The sequence below is a fragment of the Vibrio sp. 1S139 genome, assembly GCF_041439475.1.
In the GTDB taxonomy this organism is placed as follows: domain Bacteria; phylum Pseudomonadota; class Gammaproteobacteria; order Enterobacterales; family Vibrionaceae; genus Vibrio; species Vibrio crassostreae_C.
This window is the reverse complement of the sequence record NZ_JBGOOD010000021.1, coordinates 34452-56261: the sequence shown is the minus strand read 5'-3', so window position 1 is coordinate 56261 and position 21810 is coordinate 34452. Positions and strand designations below refer to the sequence as shown.

General features: G+C 44.0%; 18 protein-coding genes and 1 pseudogene. 5 read left to right on the top strand and 14 right to left on the bottom strand.

The window, feature by feature from the left end:
- Window positions 1–8 precede the first annotated feature (8 nt).
- On the bottom strand, window positions 9–1202 hold the full coding sequence (locus ACED46_RS09485) for a class I SAM-dependent methyltransferase (RefSeq protein ID WP_017059708.1): 1194 nt from the start codon (window positions 1200–1202) through the stop codon (window positions 9–11).
- Between the two features lie 128 nt (window positions 1203–1330).
- A pseudogene (locus ACED46_RS09480) lies at window positions 1331–2642 on the bottom strand (methyl-accepting chemotaxis protein).
- A gap of 88 nt (window positions 2643–2730) precedes the next feature.
- Here ACED46_RS09480 and yccX point away from each other — a divergent pair.
- A complete protein-coding gene (gene yccX, locus ACED46_RS09475) occupies window positions 2731–3018 on the top strand; it encodes an acylphosphatase (RefSeq protein WP_017059706.1) in 288 nt (95 codons plus the stop codon).
- Window positions 3019–3077: 59 nt separating this feature from the next.
- On the opposite strand, the gene ACED46_RS09470 is transcribed toward yccX, so the two are convergent.
- The 6 genes from ACED46_RS09470 to ACED46_RS09445 all read right to left on the bottom strand — a co-directional run bounded on the left by ACED46_RS09470 (window position 3078) and on the right by ACED46_RS09445 (window position 8707).
- Window positions 3078–3407, bottom strand: coding sequence for a TusE/DsrC/DsvC family sulfur relay protein (locus ACED46_RS09470; RefSeq protein ID WP_371721334.1), 330 nt, complete (start codon window positions 3405–3407; stop codon window positions 3078–3080).
- Between the two features lie 160 nt (window positions 3408–3567).
- Window positions 3568–4233: a Bax inhibitor-1/YccA family protein gene (locus ACED46_RS09465; RefSeq protein ID WP_017057206.1), complete on the bottom strand. Its 666-nt coding sequence runs from the start codon at window positions 4231–4233 to the stop codon at window positions 3568–3570.
- A gap of 282 nt (window positions 4234–4515) precedes the next feature.
- Window positions 4516–5280 (bottom strand): amino acid ABC transporter ATP-binding protein, encoded by a 765-nt coding sequence (locus ACED46_RS09460; protein ID WP_017059704.1) that lies wholly within the window; start codon window positions 5278–5280, stop codon window positions 4516–4518.
- A 22-nt stretch (window positions 5281–5302) separates the two neighbouring features.
- Window positions 5303–6400 carry an amino acid ABC transporter permease gene (locus ACED46_RS09455; protein WP_017066317.1) on the bottom strand — a complete coding sequence of 366 codons (1098 nt, stop codon included), beginning with the start codon at window positions 6398–6400 and terminating at the stop codon, window positions 5303–5305.
- A 1-nt stretch (window position 6401) separates the two neighbouring features.
- Window positions 6402–7607, bottom strand: coding sequence for an amino acid ABC transporter permease (locus ACED46_RS09450; protein WP_371721333.1), 1206 nt, complete (start codon window positions 7605–7607; stop codon window positions 6402–6404).
- 71 nt (window positions 7608–7678) lie between these two features.
- Window positions 7679–8707, bottom strand: coding sequence for an amino acid ABC transporter substrate-binding protein (locus tag ACED46_RS09445; protein ID WP_017059701.1), 1029 nt, complete (start codon window positions 8705–8707; stop codon window positions 7679–7681).
- 480 nt (window positions 8708–9187) lie between these two features.
- On the opposite strand from ACED46_RS09445, the gene ACED46_RS09440 reads away from it, so the two are divergent.
- Complete coding sequence (locus ACED46_RS09440) at window positions 9188–10129, top strand: bifunctional precorrin-2 dehydrogenase/sirohydrochlorin ferrochelatase (RefSeq protein ID WP_017059700.1); 942 nt, start codon at window positions 9188–9190, stop codon at window positions 10127–10129.
- A gap of 187 nt (window positions 10130–10316) precedes the next feature.
- Here ACED46_RS09440 and ACED46_RS09435 read toward each other — a convergent pair whose 3' ends face one another.
- Entirely contained in the window at window positions 10317–10799 is a 483-nt protein-coding gene (locus tag ACED46_RS09435) for a YajQ family cyclic di-GMP-binding protein (RefSeq protein WP_017063832.1), read from the bottom strand.
- A 12-nt stretch (window positions 10800–10811) separates the two neighbouring features.
- Window positions 10812–11870 carry a 3-deoxy-7-phosphoheptulonate synthase gene (locus ACED46_RS09430; protein WP_017059698.1) on the bottom strand — a complete coding sequence of 353 codons (1059 nt, stop codon included), beginning with the start codon at window positions 11868–11870 and terminating at the stop codon, window positions 10812–10814.
- 207 nt (window positions 11871–12077) lie between these two features.
- Between ACED46_RS09430 and ACED46_RS09425 the strand changes: the two genes are divergently transcribed.
- Window positions 12078–12965, top strand: a complete 888-nt coding sequence (locus tag ACED46_RS09425) for a putative PEP-binding protein (protein WP_017066315.1) — start codon at window positions 12078–12080, stop codon at window positions 12963–12965.
- A gap of 159 nt (window positions 12966–13124) precedes the next feature.
- Entirely contained in the window at window positions 13125–13610 is a 486-nt protein-coding gene (locus ACED46_RS09420) for a PaaI family thioesterase (RefSeq protein ID WP_017059696.1), read from the top strand.
- A 108-nt stretch (window positions 13611–13718) separates the two neighbouring features.
- On the opposite strand, the gene ACED46_RS09415 is transcribed toward ACED46_RS09420, so the two are convergent.
- Window positions 13719–15074, bottom strand: a complete 1356-nt coding sequence (locus tag ACED46_RS09415) for a hypothetical protein (RefSeq protein ID WP_017063834.1) — start codon at window positions 15072–15074, stop codon at window positions 13719–13721.
- A 28-nt stretch (window positions 15075–15102) separates the two neighbouring features.
- Between ACED46_RS09415 and ACED46_RS09410 the strand changes: the two genes are divergently transcribed.
- A complete protein-coding gene (locus tag ACED46_RS09410) occupies window positions 15103–16011 on the top strand; it encodes a S1 RNA-binding domain-containing protein (protein ID WP_371721332.1) in 909 nt (302 codons plus the stop codon).
- A gap of 299 nt (window positions 16012–16310) precedes the next feature.
- On the opposite strand, the gene rsmF is transcribed toward ACED46_RS09410, so the two are convergent.
- The 3 genes from rsmF to ACED46_RS09395 all read right to left on the bottom strand — a co-directional run bounded on the left by rsmF (window position 16311) and on the right by ACED46_RS09395 (window position 21809).
- Window positions 16311–17732: a 16S rRNA (cytosine(1407)-C(5))-methyltransferase RsmF gene (rsmF, locus tag ACED46_RS09405; protein ID WP_371721331.1), complete on the bottom strand. Its 1422-nt coding sequence runs from the start codon at window positions 17730–17732 to the stop codon at window positions 16311–16313.
- Between the two features lie 149 nt (window positions 17733–17881).
- Complete coding sequence (locus ACED46_RS09400; RefSeq protein ID WP_371721330.1) at window positions 17882–20539, bottom strand: MlaD family protein; 2658 nt, start codon at window positions 20537–20539, stop codon at window positions 17882–17884.
- Window positions 20526–21809 carry a paraquat-inducible protein A gene (locus tag ACED46_RS09395; protein ID WP_102321147.1) on the bottom strand — a complete coding sequence of 428 codons (1284 nt, stop codon included), beginning with the start codon at window positions 21807–21809 and terminating at the stop codon, window positions 20526–20528. Before ACED46_RS09395 ends, ACED46_RS09400 begins: the two co-directional genes overlap by 14 nt.
- Window position 21810 lies beyond the last annotated feature (1 nt).

Sequence of the window (21810 nt, the reverse complement as noted above, 5' to 3'; positions counted from 1 at the left end):
AGTCGCTATTATAAAACCTTACAAGCAAAGCCTTTCAGGTAGAAACCTTCTGGGTAGGCAGTGTCTGTTAGGTGGTCGGCTGCTTGTTCGAAGCGTTCTACGAATTTAACAGTGCGGCCTGCATCTAATGCTGCATCAGCAATGATTTTTTGGAACAAATCAGTACCCATTAAGCCAGAGCAAGAGTAGGTGAGTAGAGTGCCACCTGGTTTCAGGATTTGCATCGCAAGCATGTTAACGTCTTTGTAGCCGTTAGCGCCTGAAGTTAGGTTATTCTTGCTTGAAACAAACTTTGGTGGGTCCATGATCACTACGTCAAACTTAGTGCCTTGATCACGGTACTCACGAAGCAGTTTGAAAACGTCAGCGTTTAGGAATACAGCGCGCTTTTTCGAGATATCAAACTCATTAAGTTCAGCGTTGAATTTAGCGGTATCAAGAGCAAGTTGAGATACGTCAGCGTTGATAACACGCTTCGCGTCGCCTTTAAGTGCGTAAAGGCCAAAGCCACCTGTATATGAGAAACAGTTAAGGACATCTTTGCCTTTAACGTACTTCATCGATTCTTTGCGGCTATCACGTTGGTCCATGTAGAAGCCTGTTTTGTGGCCTTCCATAATGTTCACGCTGATTTTAACGCCATTTTCTTCAATCACGATAGATTTTGGTGGCTCTTCACCATGAAGAACGCCGACAACTTGTTCTAGGCCTTCTTTCTTACGAACTGCCACGTCTGAACGCTCGTAGATGTTGCAGTCAGGGAAGCACTCGATTAACGCTTCAACCAATACGCTTTTGTTAAACTCAGCGCCAGCACTTAGCAGTTGGCAAACAAGAAAGTCTTGGTATTTGTCGATTGTGATACCTGGTAAGCCATCAGACTCTGCGGCCGTTAGGCGGTAGCCCGTTAGACCATCACGTTCGATAATGTCTTCTCGTAAAGACTGTGCGTCTTGAATTCGTTTTACGAAGAACGCCTTGTTGATCTCTTCTTTTTCAAATGTCCAAACACGAGCTCGAATTTGAGATTCTGGTGAGTAAGCCGCTTTTGCAAGCCACTGACCATTTTGAGCATATACGTCTACAGTTTCACCTTGTTTTGGTTCGCCTTCGACCTTATCGATACCGCGTGAAAATACCCAAGGGTGTTTGCGGCGTAGTGATTTATCTCGGCCTTTAGCTAGATGAATTGAAGGAGTCATAATTTACTCTGTTTGTTGAATTTGAAGGAGGGGTATTGTCGGGGAAGTGCAGGTGAAAAGCAAATAAGAAAGGGCTGCAGAAGCAGCCCTAGTAATGATTAATCAACACATTGTGGTGGATATCAGTATTAAGCTTTAAGACCTGTCAGCAAACCTTCCATCGTATCGCTTTGTTTACGAAGTTGGTCAACATTGGAATTACTCTTACTGATCATCTCGCAGATACTGTCTGACTGATGACGAATCTCTTCAACACTCTGTGCAATGTTGTCAGCGACTACGCCTTGTTCTTCAGCCGCGGTAGCAATTTGAGTGCTGCTATCTGAAATAGACTGGTTTTCTTCCGCTAATGAACCGATCTCGACGTTCACTTCTGACATCAGTGTTTGGCCTTCGTTAGCATTGTTCACCGTGACTTCCATCAGCTTGGTCAGTGATTGACTGTTACGTTGTAATGATTCAATCATGCTTTGGATTTCAACCGTTGCTTGCTGAGTACGACCGGCAAGGGCACGAACTTCATCGGCAACAACAGCAAATCCACGACCTTGCTCGCCAGCACGTGCGGCTTCGATAGCTGCGTTCAACGCTAACAGGTTAGTCTGTTCAGAAATACCGTTGATGGTTGTGACTACTTCATCGATCTGCGCCGCGTTGGCATCCAGTTCTTCTACTGCTTGTGAAGCGGACTGGATCTCTTGAGATAGGCTAGAGATAGACTCCAGTGTATTTGAAACCTTGACTTGACCGCTCTGAGCAACGCCGCGAGCGTCCATCGTTTGTGAGCTAGACGCATGAGCAAGGGTAGCGACTTCGCGAATGGTAGCCGCCATTTGTTCCGTTGCACTTGCTAAGCTATTCAGGTGTTCTTGTTGGTTACCTGAGATGTCTGAACTTTGTTGTGTTGACTGGTTCAAGTCCGAGCTGATCTGCTGCATGAGAGCGACAGACTCTTGGATTGATAGAACCATGTTTTGTTCACGCTCCGCAACTTTATCGATTGTAATCGCGATTTCACTGAACTCGTCACGAACTAAGAAGTAGTTCATGCGGCAAGTTAAGTCGCCATTCGCAAGCGTGTTCAGAGCTTTGTTCATAGAGAACATCGCGCCGCCAATAAAGGTCATGGTTAGCAACTAGGCTGAACGCTCCATTCATCACTGAAACAGAACCAGCACCGTAGCCTAAAGAGATAGTTTCAGAGCTGCTGACAAGCTGAGCTACTTGATATTTAGTGAGTTGACCCGCTTCGATAAGCCCTTTCATCAAGAGCATTTCTTCTTGATAAAGGTGAGCAAGTAAAGAGTCCGCGGCACTATCTAAAACGAGAGTTAATATAACCAGGGCGAGAAGAGGCAATAAGAAGAGTAGATAGAACTTTTCTTGGATTTTTAGGTGAATGAGATATTTGTCAATCCAACGAAATGGGATTTCTTTCATAATCGTTATACTCGAAGTAAGTCCACCAATAAGCGGTGAATGAATAGAAACTCGACTATATCATTCATATAATTTATGAGGCAACGTTATGGAAAGTTCACAATATATTTTTGTCGTGTCAGGCGTAGTTCAATGTGTTGGGTTCCGTTACCACACCAGTAGGCAGGCGCAAGCTATGGGTCTCTCAGGTTATGCAAAGAACTTAAATGATGGTCGAGTTGAAGTGTTAGTTGTCGGAGAGAGTCAGCAAATTGAGAAGTTACATGCTTGGCTCTATATTGGCCCTTCGAGCGCAACAGTAGACAACGTTGTGATGCATCAAGTTAAAGATAGTGAGCGCCAAGACGTACGCATAGGGGCGTTTAAAATACTGTAGTTGTAGCACTACAGTATTTTATATTGAACGTAACTTAATGACCTAAAGCGGGTTAGGTTTTACAAGCACTTTGCTGGTTTAGGTAAACCGGCGAGCTTGGTCGCTTGTTTTGCAGGGCCTTTTTTGAATAACTTGAAAAGGTACTTACTATTGCCTTTTTCTGGGCCGTGAGCTTTTTCCATTGCTTTAACGAGCATGCGAACCGCTGGTGAGGTGTTGAACTCTTCGTAAAAGCTCCTTACAAAATGTACGACTTCTAAGTGTGCATCTGTAAGTTCAATCGCCTCGTCTTGAGCAAGAATTTCAATCATGCCTTCTTCCCATTGCGTGTAATACAATAGGTAGCCTTGAGCGTCGGTTTCGATTTGCTTGCCGTTATATTCAAACATGTTTAATCCAGAATCCAATTAACTATGCGGATAGGGTACATGACCAAGTTTGTCTTTCTCAACAGAAATTGTAGCTATCCAATGAAATATCGTACTTATAGATACAAAAAAGCCCAAGAGGTAGGCTCTTGGGCTAGATATTCTTCAATGATGGGAACGATTAGTCGTCGCTGCCCATGATGCCTAGGATGCTTAGTAGGCTGATGAAGATGTTGTAGATCGATACGTACAAGCTGATCGTTGCAGAGATGTAGTTTGTTTCACCGCCACGAATGATGTTTTGCGTTGTAAGCAAGATAACACCAGTCGAGAACAGGATGAACATACCACTCATTGCCAATGATAGTAGAGGCATTTGTAGGAAGATGTTTGCAACCATACCTACAAGTAGTACTACGAAACCAGCTAATAGCATGCCATTAAGGAACGACAGGTCACGCTTAGTTGTTAGTGCATAAGCTGATGCGCCCATAAACGCCAGTGCTGTACCGCCAAGTGCAGTTAGGATGACATCACCCATGCCTGCGCCAACGTACATGTTTAAGATTGGACCGATGGTGTAGCCTAAGAAACCTGTAAATAGGAATGTGAAGACTAGACCCATGCTGTTGTCACGGTTCTTTTCTGTTAGGAAAAGTAGGCCGTAGAAGCCAACTAGCATGATAATAAGACCCGGGCGAGGAAGGTTCATCGCCATGGATACGCCTGCTACAACAGCAGACCAAAGTAGTGTCATAGACAGTAATGCGTAGGTGTTACGCAACACTTTATTGGTTTGCAGAGCACTTTCTTGAGATGCTGTGCGTGAAAACATAGGGCTGTTCATAATCTTCCTCGTAAGGTGACTTCAATAGTTATTAGTACATTTATGGGGGTGAAAGTTCGAAAAATCAAGTCTCTCATTCCTCTTGTATACGTAAAATAATAATCAAAATAGTCGGTTAAGTGTTTCTGAAGGTGTAACAAAGTATTTCTTAAAGTGCAGTTAAGGTTCGTTGTTCAATTTTAATCGCACTGAATCGCTGTTTATAATCTTGAAAAACTAATTATAACACTGAAAACAAAGAGGCGACCTAAGCCACCTCTGTAGTTTATGCATCATAACACATTAGTGGTGTAAGATTTGGCTTAAGAAGTTCTGCGTTCTGTCTGATTGTGGGTTTTCAAAGAAATCGACAGGGTTGTTCTCTTCTATGATTTCACCGGCATCCATGAAGATAACGCGATCCGCGACCTCTTTAGCAAAGCCCATCTCGTGCGTTACACAAAGCATCGTCATGCCTTCTTCTGCAAGCTCAACCATTACGTCTAACACCTCACGAACCATTTCTGGATCGAGCGCCGACGTTGGCTCATCAAACAGCATCACTTGAGGGTTCATACACAAAGAGCGAGCGATAGCTACACGCTGCTGTTGACCACCTGAAAGCTGACCTGGGAACTTGTCTGCTTGCTCAGGGATTTTTACGCGCTCTAGGTACTTCATTGCAATCGCTTCGGCTTCTTCTTTTGGCATCTTTTTGACCCAGATTGGAGCCAGAGTACAGTTCTCTAATACCGTCAGATGTGGAAACAGATTGAAGTGTTGGAAACACATGCCGACATCTCTACGCACGGCTTCGATGTTCTTTAGGTCTTCCGTTAATTCATTACCTGAAACGAAGATATGACCTTTTTGGTGCTCTTCTAATCGGTTGATGCAGCGGATCATCGTTGATTTACCAGAGCCTGAAGGGCCACAGATAACGATTTTCTCGCCTTTTTTAACTTCTAAATTGATGTTCTTAAGTACGTGGAATTCACCGTACCACTTGTTCATGTCTTTCAACTCGATCATAAGACCTTGAGAGTTGTTTTCTGTCTGCTGCGTCATAATACGTCCTTGATCTTGTTAATTATCGTTTGTGACCGGTGTGAAGTCTGTTTTCTAGCCATATCGAATATCTCGACATGCCAAAACAAAACACCCAGAACACTAACGCGACAAATACATAACTTTCTGTTGAATACCCAAGCCATTCAGGGTCGGTATTCGCGGCTTGGCCAATTCCTAGTACATCAAACATACCAATAATCAAAACAAGACTGGTATCTTTAAACAAACCAATGAAGGTGTTCACAATTGAAGGAATCGTGATTTTAAGAGCTTGAGGTAGAATGATAAGCCCAGTCTTTTTCCAGTAGCTTAACCCCAGAGCATCAGCTGCTTCGTATTGGCCTTTTGGTATTGCTTGTAGACCACCTCGAATTACTTCGGCCATGTAGGCTGCACTGAATAGAACTACCCCTACAAGTGCTCGAATGAGCTTATCGGTTTCTGTCCCTTCTGATAAAAAGAGTGGCAGCATTACTGAAGCCATGAATAGAACTGTAATGAGCGGTACGCCACGCCAAATTTCGATGTATACGGTACACATACTGCGAATGATCGGCATCTCTGAGCGGCGCCCAAGAGCAAGTGCAACACCAATAGGGAGTGACACTACAATACCAACAAGTGCGATGACCAGTGTAACCAGTAGGCCGCCCCATTTATGGGTATCAACAACTTCTAACCCAAAGACGCCACCGTATAGCAAGCCAGCAATGATAAATGGGTAGATGTTGACGAAGAACAACCAAATCCACGTACGTTTAGGTGTTTTTTCATAAGCCAGTAAGGCTACAAAAATGGCCAACGTTGCATAGAAGAGGCGAGGTCGCCACAGTTCAGCTTCTGGGTAGAAGCCATACATGAATTGGTCCCAACGAACGCTGATAAAAACCCAACAAGCGCCTTCGCTAGTACAGGCATCACGTGTGGTTCCTATCCAGTCGGCACTGATGAATGCCCAATCCGCTATTGCCCATAATAGGGTGAAAGCAAAGTAAGCAAGAATCACAGTGACGACGCTGTTAACAGGTCCATTAAATAGATTTTTTCTTAACCAACCGACTGGCCCAACGGTATTCGCTGGAGGCGGAAGATCAGGTTGAAATTGATGTGTACTCATCTTATCTCTCCACCAATGCTACTTTGCGGTTGTATATGTTCATTAGAGCGGACGTTAATAGGCTCAAGGTTAGGTAGACGCCCATTGTCATCGCGATTACTTCGATAGCTTGTCCAGTTTGGTTAAGTGTTGTTCCTGCAAATACAGAGACAAGATCAGGATAACCAATGGCCATCGCAAGTGATGAGTTTTTGGTCAGGTTTAGATACTGACTGGTTAGTGGTGGGATAATGATTCTTAATGCTTGTGGAATAATGACAAGCTTTAGAGTTCTAGAACGTGGGATGCCTAGAGACATCGCAGCCTCAGTTTGCCCATGGTTTACCGCGTTAATACCTGAACGAACAATCTCAGCAATGAACGCTGCTGTATAGATACTTAAAGCGAGCATCAATGCAGCAAGCTCAGGGATTATCGTAACACCACCCTTGAAGTTAAACCCTTTCAACACAGGGTAATCTGCAGAGATAGGCATGCCCATAACAAAGTAAGTTATCAACGGTAAGCCTAAAATCAACGCAGCGGCAATTCGCAACATCGGTGTTTGTTGGCCGGTCAGTTTCTGTCTGTTCTTAGCCCAGATGTTGATAATAAACGTAGCGATAATACCGACAATCAATGATGCGATGACAATGCTACTGCCTTGCTCAAAGACTGGAGCAGGGAAGTACAACCCGCGTACGTTCAAGAAAATTGCTTCACCTAGACTCATACTTTGACGAGCAGAAGGCAAGGCTTGTAGAACGGCGAAATACCAGAAAAAGATTTGTAATAGCAGAGGGATATTTCGGAATATCTCAATGTAGACAGCTGCAAATCGGCTAACTAGCCAGTTTGAAGAGAGCCTAGCGATACCCATACTAAAGCCCAGCACTGTAGCTAGCATGATGCCGAATACTGAAACCAAAGCGGTATTGAGAAGACCGATAAAGAATGTACGACCGTATGAGTAGGTCTCGTCGTATTCAATCAGTGTTAAGCCGATACCAAAACCAGCTTCTTGTGAGAGAAAATCAAAACCAGTGGTGATACCACGGGAATCTAAGTTTGTGAGTGCATTATTTACAATCGTGGAAAAGAAAGCACAAAGCGCCCCGACGGCGATAATTTGGAAAATGATGGAGCGAAAAGTGGGGTTGTAAAATAAGTTGGCACTTTTGGGCTGTGGCTTTGCCTGAGCTGGAGAAATAGTTTCATTAGGTTTCATACTACTATAACCTCAAATCCATTTAATAAATAGGGCGGAAAACTCCGCCCTAATTGATGCTTGAAAATTTATTAACGGATTGGTGGAGCGTACATAAAGCCGCCCGCATTCCATAATGCATTTACACCACGAGAGATTTGAAGTGGAGAACCTGTACCAACAGTACGCTCAAAACTCTCACCGTAGTTACCAACTTGCTTAATTACTTGGTAACCCCAGTCGTCGCGAATGCCAAGGCCTTTACCTTTAGGACCGTCTACACCAAGAATACGTTTGATGTTTGGATCTTTTGACTTAAGCATTTCGTCTGCATTTTTAGAGGAGATGCCGTATTCTTCCGCGTTAATCATTGCTGAAAGTGTCCACTTAGCAACGTTAAACCATTGATCATCATCTTGACGAACAACAGGGCCTAGAGGCTCTTTAGAGATGATTTCAGGAAGTACTTCTGCAGATTTAGGATCAGCTAGGTTTAGGCGAAGTGCGTATAGACCAGATTGGTCAGTTGTTAGTACGTCACAACGACCTGCGTCGAAACCTTTCGATGTTTGTGCTGCCGTATCGAATACCACTGGCTTGTAAGACATGCCACTGTTACGGAAGTAATCGGCTAGGTTAAGTTCAGTTGTTGTACCTGATTGAACACATACAGAAGCGCCATCAAGCTCTTGAGCACTTGTTAGGCCAAGTTCTTTCTTAACCATGAAGCCTTGACCATCGTAGTAGTTAACGCCTACGAAGTTCAGACCTAGAGCAGTGTCACGATGTAATGTCCATGTTGTGTTACGAGATAGTACGTCGATTTCGCCAGATTGAAGCGCAGTAAAACGCTCTTTTGCTGTTAGAGGTACATACTTAACTTTAGTCTTGTCACCGAGTACAGCCGCTGCAAGAGCTTGACAATACTCAACATCAATTCCTTCCCATTCACCTTTTGAGTTAGGGTTAGAGAACCCTGGAAGACCGGTACTTACACCACAAGTTAGAAAACCTTGAGATGTGACTTTGTCCAGAGTGCTTTCTGCCGCTGATGCCGATGTTGCCATCATCGCAGTTGATGCAGCTACTACTGAAGCAAGAAGTGTTAGTTTATTTGTCATTTGTATCCTTCCTTGTTAACCAGGTGACACCTGATACTCGTGCTCGTTTGAGTTTCTCTTATGTGTTGCGTTTTCTATGACCTTGTTGTTCAAATTAAACGAGTTGCATTTTGCAAATGAAACTGTGTGCGATTTAAACAACTGTTTATAAGGTTAGGAAAGGATCCGTAGTTTCACAAATGTATAATTTAAAAAGAATTTTGAATGAAATCACAAATCCGAACACAATTAGAATGACCAAATGTTAAGTGAATGTAAATAGTGCAACGGTTCACACTGTTGGTGCAACGAGATTTAGATTTTTATATTGATAATCGACTAGATAAATATTCTGAATAAACATCACAATGATGAAATATTAAACTTAAGAAATGTTGAAATTTGGTCAATAAATATTTTTATTACACTTCGATAGTTATGAATATGCTCCAAATTTGGTAGCATGGCTGAATAGTTATTGAAGTAGTCTCAAGGAAGAACATGCGTTATTTCCCAATGTTTTTGGATGTAGAAAATAAGCCAATCTTAGTGGTTGGTGGGGGTGAGGTTGCTTGCCGTAAAGTCGATAGCTTACTACGAGCGGGAGCGGATGTGACTTTGGTGTCTCCCAAGGTAGCGCCTTACTTAAAGCAGCTTGTGGACGAGAACAAGCTTCACTGGGTTCAAAACTTTTACTCGTCACAGATCATATCGAAAAATTACTTGCAGGTTTGGGCCACAACAGACAACCCAAGCTTGAATCACCAAGTGTATAATGATGCGAAAAAACTGGGCATTTTAGTCAATGTGGTTGACGATCTTCCTTACTGCGACTTCATCACACCTTCGATGATAAATCGCGGCAGAATCCAAATTGCCATCTCTAGTGGCGGGGCATCACCTGTTTTAGTAAGAAATATCAGAGAAAAACTCGAAACGGTATTGCCACAAAACATAGGTTTGATAGCAGACTTCGGTGCATCAAAACGCAATTCAATCAAAGAGTCATTCCCAACCGTCGACGAGCGTCGTAAATTTTGGGAGCGTTTCTTGTCATCCAGCTTTATCGAGCAGGTGAATGACAGAGAGCAGTTAGAGTCTTACTACCAGCAAGCGCTAACCGAAGGCATTGATAGCGAAGGGCAGGTCACTTGGATTGAATTCGAGCAAGATGTCGAGCTGTTGTCTATGAAGGCTTTACGTTTGATGCAGGAGGCAGAGCTCGTACTTTCACCGAGCGATTGTCCATTTGAATTTATCGACCTGTGCCGCCGAGATGCAGAAAGAGAGAGCTACGCCAACAGCGGAGAGCTATCAACAAAGCTTGAGCAAGCAAGAGCAGAGAAATTACGAGTGTGTGTGTTTATTCCACCAGCAAGCGTAGAGTTTAATCTGTTGGTCGGCAAAGACCTAAAATTGTCAGCAGCCCAAGTACTCAGTTGAGGTAATTGCTTCTAGTTGAAATGAGAGCTTTCTGGTTGTTTGAAATCGGCTAGAGGCTCGGAATAAAACTAAAGCTGGACCAGATAAATAAAAAGCCACTTCAAAAGAAGTGGCTTTTTGCTATTTCAAACACGACATTGTGCTGATGAATGAGCAACCCAAATAGGCGGTCACTCAAACTCAAAAATTAGTCGCGGAAGTTGTCAAACTGGAAAGGTTGACCAAGTTCACCGCCGCGAACTAGAGCCATAACAGCTTGTAGGTCATCACGCTTCTTACCAGTAACGCGAACTTTGTCGCCTTGGATAGAAGCTTGAACTTTAACTTTGTTGTCTTTGATTAGCTTAACGATCTTCTTAGCGACATCAGTTTCAATGCCTTGCTTAAAGATAACCGTTTGGTGCCAAGTGCGACCTGTTTGGTCTGCCGCTTTCGCTTCCATCGCGTTAGGATCAACATTACGCTTCGTTAGGTTGCTGCGAAGGATATCGCGCATTTGCTTCAGTTGAAAATCGTCTTGAGCAGTCAATTTTACTGATTCATCTTTGTAATCAAAGCTTGCGTCAACGCCGCGGAAATCGAAACGAGTCGATAGTTCACGGTTTGCGTTGTCTACTGCGTTACGCAGTTCTACTGCTTCTACTTCAGAGATAATGTCAAATGATGGCATTGTGTTGTTTCCTTAAGCTAAGTTTCTATCTTTAATTGCTGTTGCAAGCATGTCTAGCATTGTTGCAGTATCTTCCCAGCTTAGGCATGGGTCAGTAATCGACTTGCCATATTCTAGGTTGTTAATGTCTGTCATTGGCTGGTTGCCTTCAATAATGAAGCTCTCTGCCATAATGCCTGCAATTTGGTTCTTGTTAGATTTAATTTGCTCACAAATGTCTTGTGCAACTTCTAACTGCTTACGGTGTTGCTTCTGACAGTTAGCGTGGCTAAAGTCTACAACCAAACGTTGAGGTAGATCGAATTCAGCCAGTTGCTTACATGCAGTATCTACAGATTCAGCGTCGAAGTTAGGGCCTTTATCGCCACCACGTAGAATAACGTGACCGTATGGGTTGCCAGAAGTACGGTAAACCGTCATGCGGCCGTTCTTATCTGGAGAGTAGAAGTAGTGTGAAGCATGTGCTGCACGAATTGCATCGATAGCAATCTTGATGTTGCCGTTGGTCGCGTTCTTGAAGCCAACAGGGCAAGACAGTGCAGAAGCCATTTCACGGTGAATCTGAGATTCAGTTGTACGAGCGCCAATCGCACCCCAAGTGATAAGGTCTGCAATGTACTGACCTGTGATCATATCAAGGAATTCAGTCGCGGTAGCTAGGCCAAGCTTGTTGATATCTAGCAGAAGCTTACGAGCTTTGTTCAAGCCTGTTTCAAGTGCGTATGAACCATCAAGGTTAGGATCTGTAATCAAACCCTTCCAACCTACAACAGTACGAGGCTTCTCGAAGTAGGTTCTCATTACAACGAACAGTTCATCTTTGTACTGGTCTTGAATTTTGCTTAGGCGCTCAGCGTAATCAAGTGCCGCATCTGTATCGTGAACAGAGCAAGGGCCTACGATAACTAATAGGCGGTTATCACGACCAGTTAGGATATCTTCGATTTGGCGGCGAGAATTTTTAATGCGCTCAGCAACGTCGTCAGTAATAGGGTGTGCATTGCCTAGTTCGGCAGGAGTTGGCATAGGACCCAGAGCTTGGGTTCTCAACTCATCAGTTTTTAATGGCATGTGATAGCTTTTTTATTCTATTGCGAAGTGGTTAAGATAACGGAATTGAACAGAGGAATAAACTCTATTGAGTCAAAGTTATCTCAGTTATTGCTAATATTCTTATTTTTATCAGCAGGCCAGCGTCAAATAAGGGATTTTCACTTGTATTAACAGGCAGCTATCGGTATTTTCGTTTGAACACAACATAAAAATGCTGGAGCAGCAATGACTCAAGAAAATCAAAGCACTTTGCACCCAGAACTCGTCTTAGGTGATGTGCTGCCTTCTTACAACGATAATAATAATTCTAACCACTTATACGTTTCATTATCAGAATTAGTGATGGATCGTGTCTTCTACCACCCAAGTATCGAGAGTCACTTAGATACTTTGACTGATATTGAAAAAACGTCTTTAGAAGCGATCCTTGGCGATAAAACAGTCGATGAGCATTTTGTTTCGACCTTAGTGATTGCCATTCAAGCTGCCGTTCAGCCAAATCACACTTCTGTTCGTATCGCATTAAGCAGTGCAGACAGCTATGGATTCCGTTCGCTGCTTGGCGGGAACTGTGAAGCAGAAGAGATTAACCCTGCACTAGGTGTTCGTGGCGTTGCTCGTTACGCGACACCAGAATACAGCAAGGCTTTCGCTTTAGAATGTCAGGTTATTAAGGCATTACGTGAGCAGGGCATCAACGTTGAAGTAGTTGTGCCTTACGTTCGTGCGTTAAGCGATGCCGCTAAGATTATTGACCTGCTTGCCGAGCAAGGGCTACCACGCGGCCTTAACGGTTTGAAAGTACTGTTCTCGTGCGATGTGCCGTCTGCAGTGCTACTGAGCGAACGTTTACTGCATTACTTCGATGGTGTAGTGGTAAACGTTGATAGCTTAGCGTCTTTCACTTTAGGCGTAGACAAACACAATGAAGCTCAGCAGCACGCTTTTGACCCACAAAACGAAGCGGTTATTACCTTGTTGGATATGATTGTTAAAGCAACCCTGAACGCGAAGAAGCCAGTGCTGCTAGTAACTCAAGGCTTAGTGGATTACCCACGTCTACAAGGTTACATAGCTGATCTTGAATGCGTAGAAACGGTCGTGACTGCGTAAATCGATTAGCTTGCCTGATAAGCCGACTTAAGGCGCTAAAGCTTTGAGAATGAAAGAGATATCATTATGCGATGATATCTCTTTTTTGTAACATTTTTTTGACATCTCTATCGCTAATCGATTAACTGGTCTGATGACTGATTTGACTAGGTAATCCGAATGTTGACCCCTCTACAAAAAGCAAATTTCTACTTAAGCATGTTTGGCTTTTTCAAAGTCCCACTTATCTGGTTGTGCCGACCAAAACTACTCGCGTTGGACAACCAACATGTTGAAGTGAAAATCCCGCTTAGAAGGCGTACTAAGAATCACCTTAACAGTATGTACTTTGGCGTTTTGGCTGTAGGTGCGGATGTCGCGGGTGGGTTTCTTGCGATGAGCAAATCTCAGCAGCAAGGTGAAAAGATCTCGTTGGCTTTTAAAGAGGTGACGGGTAACTTTTTGAAGCGCCCTGAAGGTGATGTGCATTTCACTTGTAACGACGGTGAGCTGATCAACACTATGCTGGCAGAAACCATGTCGACCGGAGAACGGGTCAATCAACCCGTAACCATTATCGCGACTTGCCCATCTTTACATGGTGACGAGCCGATGGCGGAGTTCACGCTTACGCTTTCAATTAAGAAAGTCCCTTCAAGAAAATAGCGATTAAATAATAGATTTTGGTTTAGAAGTCATGGGTAACGTTGAAGAGATAAAACAACGGTATGTGAATGGTTTCCACATACCGTTATAGAGAACTTTATAACGGCTCTATGACTCTTGAGTGATCTGCTCAATATCAACTATTTTTGAACGGTTCATAACGATCTTCCAACGGTAGTAGGTTGGTTCGTTATCATGGTTGTTCTCTTTAATGATCAGGTTGAGAAGATGACGCTTTTCTACTGATTCGCGGCTCACTTGTCCTTCATTCAAGCGGTAGATCTTGTTTGAGCCTTTATCCATCAACCGTGTCAGCGCTCTGAGGCTGATCGATAACGTTTCACGAGTCTCCTCATAACCACTCATAAAGGTCGATGTCGACATCTCAGTATGAGAGCGGTAATGCAAGATTTGCTCTTCACGTTGTACCACACGCTTTTTACGGATCGACTGAATGCGATCTGCAAGCTTAGAAAAATTTGCGTAGTCCAACCATTCCAGTTTATGGCCTACTGACTTGTTGGTCGTTGGATCATAGTAACGACGCTTCCATTTTGGCTTGCCTTTACGCAGCCAGCGCCAAAGGATGTCTCTCAAGTCATCTTTAAAGATCTCACGCAGTGCGTAAATGAAAGACATTGCCACGATGAAAGAGGCGGTAATCTCACCAAGAAAGTCACGAGCCAAGATCACAGTAGTGGTCACGACAACCATCACCAAACCGGTCGCGATGCCTTTCACGGCACGCTTAACGTTCTTACCCATCGACGTTGTCTTTTCTTTAAGCACGATAGGGTGTTCAATCAAACGACGCAGCAAACGCATCTTGTTACTCAAGCGGGTAACGTCCTCTCGAACTCTTGCTGAGTTGTAGCGGTTCAGTTTACGGTGCGCGGTCTCTTTATCACAAAGCGTTAAGAGTCTTTCTTTAATCGTTGAATACTCACTACCTCGTGGCATGTGTGAAACTAGCGATAGGAACTTTTGCTCGGTATACCAAGATAGGTAGTTATCGATATTAGCGTAGTAGCGCTTGAGATTTTCTTCGTAAGGGATGCTTCGGCGTAGCTTCTTCAAGATATCTAAAGCCAATTCAATGACTTCATCTACTTCATCAGCCGTTACGTCGTCACTATCAGTTTTATTTAAGCTGCTGACTGCTTTATCTAACGCGATAACATATTGGTAGGCAAACAGACTCAAACTGACACGATACTGTGTTGTAGATAAGCGTCCACGTTTTGCCAAGCGACTGTGTACCAAAGGTAAAAGTGTTTTGTCACTATAGTAGGCACGTTTTTGAGTGATTGAGCTGTAGAAAAAGGCACTTTCAGAAAGCACTTCAGGAGTCAGTCCAAGTTCACCGGGAATGAATAGATAAACGTCCATGTCGAGCTTTTTGGTCTTAGCCATGGCATGGTTAATTTTAAGTGTTATCGCATCTTGTTTATCAACGGTGATCAACGATGTCTCCTAGAATGTAAAAATATGAATGAAACTAGCGAAAGCATATCAGAGATCACGTATAATCTCCGCCAAATTTAAAGTAGAGACAACCTTGATGATTAATATTGGTCAAATAAACAACTTAGAAGTAGTAAAACAAGCAGACTTCGGTGTATTCCTTGACGCGAGCGACTATGGAACCGTGTTGCTGCCGAAACGATTTACTCCTGAAGGTGTTGAAATTGGTCAAAAGCTAGATGTTTTCTTATACATAGATTCTGACAACCAGATCGCTGCAACGACTGAAAAACCAATAGCTCAAGTAGGCCAGTTTGGTTTGATGACGGTTGAAGGTGTTAACAGCACTGGTGCATTCATGAGCTGGGGCGTGAAAGGTAAAGACCTTCTTGTTCCTTTCAGCGAGCAGCGTGGCCGTTTAAACGAAGGTCAGTCAATCTTAGTATATGTGTATATCGATAAAGCATCGAGCCGTATCGTTGGTACAACGAAGTTCAACAAATGGTTAGACAACACGTCTGCGACTTATAAGCAAAATGAGCAAGTCGATCTCATTATCGCTGAGCGCAGCCAGTTAGGTTACAAAGCGATCGTGAACGGTGAACACTGGGGTATGATTTTCCCATCTGACATCATCGGTAAGCTGTTCATTGGTAAAACACTAAAAGGCTACATTAAAAACGTTCGTGAAGAAGACGGTAAGATTGATTTGTCTCTTCAGAAGGTTGGTGTGGCTAAGATGGATGACTTAAGCACTAAGGTTCTTGACCTGCTTGAGAAGAAAGGCGGTTACCTGCCTTTGAATGATAAGTCTTCTCCTGAAGTTATTTTCTCTGCATTCAGAACCAGCAAAGGTACGTTCAAGAAGACAATTGGTGGTCTATACAAATCTGGCAAGATCACTATCGACAAAGAAGGTATCAGCTTAGTTAAGTAAGCGGTCCTTTCGGTCAAAAAAAAGCCCAAACCTTCCTGTTTGGGCTTAGGGGAAAGGGCTCCGAAGAGCCTACGCTAATCGTTTTAATCTTTTGACTGTTAGATTGAAGTCTAGTTTAGATTCTCTAAAGTGCGATTTTTCTTTTTGGAAATAGTGACTTGAATTGATATTTATATAATTAGCTGTTGATTTACAAGCGCTCGCACACTGAGTTATATGGCCGATAGAATAGAAAAAGCCCAAACAATTAACGTTGTTTGGGCTTTTTGTTTATTAAGGTGTACTCAGTGCGAACGCTTTTAGAAAAGGTTCTTATCGCGCACGAGTTCGCGTGGTAAACCGTTCTTCACTCGGTTGCCAACCCACTTACCAAGGCCGATGATTGCACCATTGTACTTCACTAGTACTTCACCTTTTCCTGACAAGTTTTCAGGGCGAACATCGCGGCCCATGAACCATTCACGAGCATCTTCAATACTAAGCTCTACAACATTAGCTTCATTACCTGTTGCGAGCGTTGTCGCTACTTGGTGCTGCCAGCGGTAACCTTTTTTATGGGTTTCAGCGATCTTGATTCCCATGCGAGAAAAACGGAACTCACCGATCATCGGCTCTAGCGCTTCTGGGAATAGCCAAACGTCTTTGTCGCGAATCCAAACCTGAGTATCGCTTGGCAATTCGATATCGAGAGTACTCATTAGTTGTTCAGCGACTTCTTGCTGAGTTTTCTTTAATGCTTTTTCAAATGGGAATTTACCCATACGTTTTTTAACTTCTGGTGGAGTAACAGACGCTAGTTTACGGATACGTGCAACAAAGAAACCTTCAGAGTCATAGACCTGTGGGAAGATGTGAAGAAAGCCTTCTTCTGTCGTGGTTGCTTTTGCGTTGTCGAATAGTGATTCCAGAGATTCGAATTCAACCGCATCACCAAAGGTTTCTTTTAGGTGATGACACACTTGTTGGTTCTCTTCGGTGCTAAGCGTACACGTTGAGTAAACCAAAACACCATTAGGTTTAAGAGCATGGAATGCACTTTCAATCAGATCTTTTTGCGTGTCGGCAATGTCGACCACTGATTGATACGTCCAGTTCTTCATCGCATCGGCATCTTTACGAATGGTGCCTTCGCCAGAGCAGGGTGCGTCTAGCAACACAGCATCAAACTGTTCTGGTAACCAACCACCAAAAACTCGACCGTCAAAGTTACTTAGAGCGGCATTACGAACGCCACAACGTTCGATGTTAGCGTGAAGGACTTTCACACGGCTTGCTGCATACTCATTGGCAACCAATACACCGCGATTATTCATTAGCGCAGCGATTTGCGTTGTTTTAGAGCCGGGTGCAGCCGCAGTGTCTAGCACCGCTTGGTAATCACCTTCGCCTTGGAAAAGTGCCGAGGGTGGCATCATCGAGCTGGCTTCTTGGATGTAGAAAAGACCAGACATGTGTTCTGCCGTATTACCTAGTGGCGCTTCACTTTCGTCCGCTGTAATCCAAAAGCCCGTTTCACACCAAGGTACAGGTTCCAGTTCCCAGCCTTTCTCTTTTGCTCGTACTAGGAAATCTTCAACACTGATTTTCAATGTATTGACTCGAATACTTTTACGAAGTGGTTTTTGGCATGACGCAACAAAAGAAGCCATATCTAGGTGACTAGGCATGATTGCTTCGATGTGCGTTAGGAATTCTTCAGGAATATATACGTTAGCGTGCAAAAGAGTATCTCGATTTATTGCATTAATGCGGGGAGTTTAAAGCAAAATGAGGCCGTCCTAAACCATATTTGCAGCAAACAACAAAAATGCAGCCTAATGGCTGCATTTTGATGAAGAATTAATCTTCTTGAAACGTCAGGGGATTCTCTCTATGGGCGAGGAATTGCGGTTCTCCATGATTTCCACTCATCTTCGGCTTGAGGATAGAGGTAGAAAGACTGATCTTCGCTTGCTACTGGTTGAAGTTCATTTGTCGGTGGCGTTGAGAATGTAATACCACCTCTTAACAAGCTGTCTACCGTTCCGGCTTTGATGTTTGCGCCTGACAGGCCGATAGAGACATCGACGCCCGACACGTTCCAGAACACGGTGTTTGCGCGGATTAGATACGCGTAGTCAGGTTCTATTTGAATCGTAGATATGATGCGATCAGCAAACTCGCCCAGCTGAACATCTATAACACTGCCAATTTCTAGTTCACGGAATAGGATAGGTGTACCTTCAGATACTGAGCCGCGCGTTTCGCTTTGCAGTTGGAATATCTTGCCTTCAGGCTGCACAGGTCCTTTGCTAAGCTCAAATTTCGTGTTTCTTTCACCTTTGCCCGGGTCTACGTTGATGTGTTTAGAGAGCAGCGCAGAGACGTTTTTGATGCCATTAAGGCCAATCTCAGGTTCTGCCAACCAGAAGTGACTGTTCGTCACGGCAATCTTGTCGACGTACTCAGGTAAAATACGCGCAGTAATTTCAATGCCGCCCTTGTTGAAGTTCGGAATCACCAAAGTAACCTCACCAACAGTGACACCTTGATATTTGATCGCCATGCCCTTGTTGACTTCTTGATCGCCAGAAGAGGTGATAGTAATCGCGCGGCCAAATTTTCGAGCAGATTTTGAATCTTTGTAAAGCTTCCACACGTCACCAAGTTTGTTGTCGATTCCCGGCAGAGAGTCAAAAGCAATACCGCCTTGGATAAGGGTTTTAACTGGTGCCGCTTTAATGCTGATACCCGATAGCGACGCATCAACCTCAACGCCTGATCGGTTCCAGAAAACAGTGTGCTTGTTGAGTAAGTGCGTGTAACGATTTTCGATTGTGACTTTGATTCTTACGCCACCGTCGGCAAGCTGAAAATCAGAAATACTACCCACTTGTAGGTTGCGGTAGAGGAGTGGACTGCCTTTAGAAATTGAAGGTAACTCACTGGCAAACAAAGAAAGTGTCTTTGAACCAGACTGATTAAACTTAGCAATTTCTGCTAACGACTTACTTTGGAAAAGTTGGTAGTCCGTTCGAGCTTCAGATTTACCTTCACTCACAAAGCTAATCGAGCCGGTAAGAAGCTGTTTTGCTGGTGGGACCGTAACACTCAAGCCTGATTCGGTTAGCTCTGCAGTCGCACTACCTGTCACAAAGAAACGGTTGTGGCTTTTGATAAGGTGCGCATACTCATTATCGATAAGTGCATCCATGAAGACTTCGTGTTTTTCAGAGCCCGTACCAACACCATCAACTAATCCCACATGGATGATAGAGCCAACGGCAATGCCTTTGTAGAGAAGTTGTGTACCGACATCTAACCCGAACGAATTGTTCGACGTTAAGCGAATCGCAACGGATTTCTCTTGTTCCTGACTGAATTCATTTTTGCGGATTGCAGTAAATCGACGCGCCTTTTCACCTTCACCCGGTACCAAGGTTAAAAAGTTACCTGTCACTAAATTGGCAATGTTTTTCATGCCAGTAAGCGACAGTTCAGCCTCTTCTAGAACGAATTTACTGCCGCTGTTTAAAAAGTCACTGAATGCCGGTTGGATAGCGGCAGATGCAACGACGTTTTCACGCCCTTCACTTAGCGATAAATCAGTGATTTGACCGATTTCAATGCCGCGATACATGATCGGAGCACCCGTTGCACTGATTTTATTATCATCGGGAACGGCAATCTTGATAGGGATACCTCGACCCGCTGTTTTCAGATCTGGGTAGAGTTTGAACTTAGTATTCATCTCAACCGGTTGGCCTTCTCCTGGAGAGTCGACCGCAATTGAACCGCCAAGCAATGCACTTAGGCTCTCTAAGCGAACATCAACACCAGAAAAGCCAATACTGGCACCTAAGCCACTGACATTCCAAAAACGGCTTTGGTCGGTAATGATATGGCTGTATTCATCTTTAATCGACGCTTGAATCGTAACGGATTTCGCGTTGTCGTTTAACTGGTAGTTGTAAACCTCACCAATTGGGATTTTACGGTAAACGATTTGAGAACCAACAGATACGCCACCCAGATCTTTGGTCGTCAGTGAAATATTCAAACCTTCAGAAGCCAGTAAATCAGAAGGGGAGGATTCTAACGCTTGGAAAATGGTTTCTGGGTCTTGTTTGGTTTCGCTCGGGTGGATAGCAATATAGTTACCTGAAACAAGTGCGTCTAATCCTGAGATACCCGACAAACTTGCTGTCGGTTTTACAAGCCAGAAACGAGTGCCTTTTGAGAGTAGCTTCTTCGCTTCAGGGTAGATGTCTGCATCGACATAGATGCTCGATAGATCTTTGGATAAAGTGATGTCGCGCACCATACCCACTTCTAAGCCTTGGTAACGAATCGTTGTTCGACCTGCGACTAAACCTGCGGCATCTGAGAAGTATATTTGCACACGTTGCCCAGCATCGTGTATCGATTTCATGACCAACCAACCGGCTAAGGCGACGGTTAATATCGGCAGAATCCACAAAGGGGAGATGCCTTTGTTTTTCCTTACTTCTGGTGAATATGACGTTTGTGATTGGTTATCGTTGTTCATTCACTGACTCATCTTTAGAGGTGTAGTTATCCCAAATTAGCCTAGGATCTAAGCTTTCCGCTGCTAGCATCGTGAGAACAACTACGACGCCAAAAGCGACTGCACCATAACCTGGTGTAAAGTTTAAAATTTGCCCGCGGTCGACCAAGGTCATCATGATCGAAATAACGAACAGATCCATTACCGACCATTTCCCCACCCATTTCACGATGAAATAGATGGTCATACGTTGCCTGTGGTAAACGGCGCGCTTCATCTTGATACAGATTAAGATGTACGCGAGGCCCAGTATTTTCGCGACTGGCACGACGATACTGGCAATGAAAATGATCGCAGCGATGCCATACATATCGCTATTAATCAGCGAAGCGACACCGGAAATGATGGTGTCTTCTAGCCTTTGACCGTTGGTAATAAGAATAGAAATAGGAATGACATTGGCTGGCACGATAGCCACGGATGCGGCAAATAGCAGAGCCCAAGTTTTCTGTATAGAGTAGGGCTTGCGGTGGTATAAGTCATGGTGACAACGCACACAAGTATGACCGTCAGGCTGAGATAGGTGACAGTTGTGACAGTGTACGTTCTTACTCTCAGCAAAAGAGTATTCGGATTCTTTTGCCCAAGCTTCCCAGTAGCGACGTACACTGATACGGCTTACTAGTAATACGCTGAAAAGCTGCAGAAGAATCAGGCCAATCAAACCAGGGCCGACGAAAATGTCAGAGTAATCTTGCAGTTTGAAACATGAGACCGCCAAACTTACCAGAAACACATCCAACATCATCCAATGTTTGAGAGTCTGAATAATGGCTAATGCATAACGAAAGGGGGTGAAGATCTTAAGACGCAGTGATGCATGAGTGATGAGTACCGAGGTGCACACGAGCAACGGAGCGATCGAACTGCAGAACAGGATCAGCAAACCAAGTAGAGGAAAGCCTTCGCCCATTAAGGTAAAAACACCCGATGGTAACGTCGCGGGTATCATGACGCCAATCAGGCGAATACTGATGAATTCAAAAAAGTGCGATGGGATAAACAGCAATAAGCAGGTAATTGCGATTGCTAGGTTTCCAGAGAGGCTAGGGGTACCGCCTCTATAAAGCTGAGTTCCGCATCTTGGGCAGTAAGCTGATTTCCCTAAAGGGATGTCCATTTTATCTACGGGAAGTTCGCAGCCCTGGCAAAGACGCACTGAGCTGCTGTCGCATTGGTGTTTTGTTGATAAAGGGTTGGTTACGGATGGGGAGGTCACGCGACCTCCCAAG

Bases quoted from the DNA above. Each gene is read 5' to 3' on its own strand.
- ACED46_RS09485 (WP_017059708.1), bottom strand. From the start codon at position 1,202: ATGACTCCTTCAATTCATCTAGCTAAAGGCCGAGATAAATCACTACGC.
- yccX (WP_017059706.1), top strand. From the start codon at position 2,731: ATGGAAAGTTCACAATATATTTTTGTCGTGTCAGGCGTAGTTCAATGT.
- ACED46_RS09470 (WP_371721334.1), bottom strand. From the start codon at position 3,407: ATGTTTGAATATAACGGCAAGCAAATCGAAACCGACGCTCAAGGCTAC.
- ACED46_RS09465 (WP_017057206.1), bottom strand. From the start codon at position 4,233: ATGAACAGCCCTATGTTTTCACGCACAGCATCTCAAGAAAGTGCTCTG.
- ACED46_RS09460 (WP_017059704.1), bottom strand. From the start codon at position 5,280: ATGACGCAGCAGACAGAAAACAACTCTCAAGGTCTTATGATCGAGTTG.
- ACED46_RS09455 (WP_017066317.1), bottom strand. From the start codon at position 6,400: ATGAGTACACATCAATTTCAACCTGATCTTCCGCCTCCAGCGAATACC.
- ACED46_RS09450 (WP_371721333.1), bottom strand. From the start codon at position 7,607: ATGAAACCTAATGAAACTATTTCTCCAGCTCAGGCAAAGCCACAGCCC.
- ACED46_RS09445 (WP_017059701.1), bottom strand. From the start codon at position 8,707: ATGACAAATAAACTAACACTTCTTGCTTCAGTAGTAGCTGCATCAACT.
- ACED46_RS09440 (WP_017059700.1), top strand. From the start codon at position 9,188: ATGCGTTATTTCCCAATGTTTTTGGATGTAGAAAATAAGCCAATCTTA.
- ACED46_RS09435 (WP_017063832.1), bottom strand. From the start codon at position 10,799: ATGCCATCATTTGACATTATCTCTGAAGTAGAAGCAGTAGAACTGCGT.
- ACED46_RS09430 (WP_017059698.1), bottom strand. From the start codon at position 11,870: ATGCCATTAAAAACTGATGAGTTGAGAACCCAAGCTCTGGGTCCTATG.
- ACED46_RS09425 (WP_017066315.1), top strand. From the start codon at position 12,078: ATGACTCAAGAAAATCAAAGCACTTTGCACCCAGAACTCGTCTTAGGT.
- ACED46_RS09420 (WP_017059696.1), top strand. From the start codon at position 13,125: ATGTTGACCCCTCTACAAAAAGCAAATTTCTACTTAAGCATGTTTGGC.
- ACED46_RS09410 (WP_371721332.1), top strand. From the start codon at position 15,103: ATGAAACTAGCGAAAGCATATCAGAGATCACGTATAATCTCCGCCAAA.
- ACED46_RS09400 (WP_371721330.1), bottom strand. From the start codon at position 20,539: ATGAACAACGATAACCAATCACAAACGTCATATTCACCAGAAGTAAGG.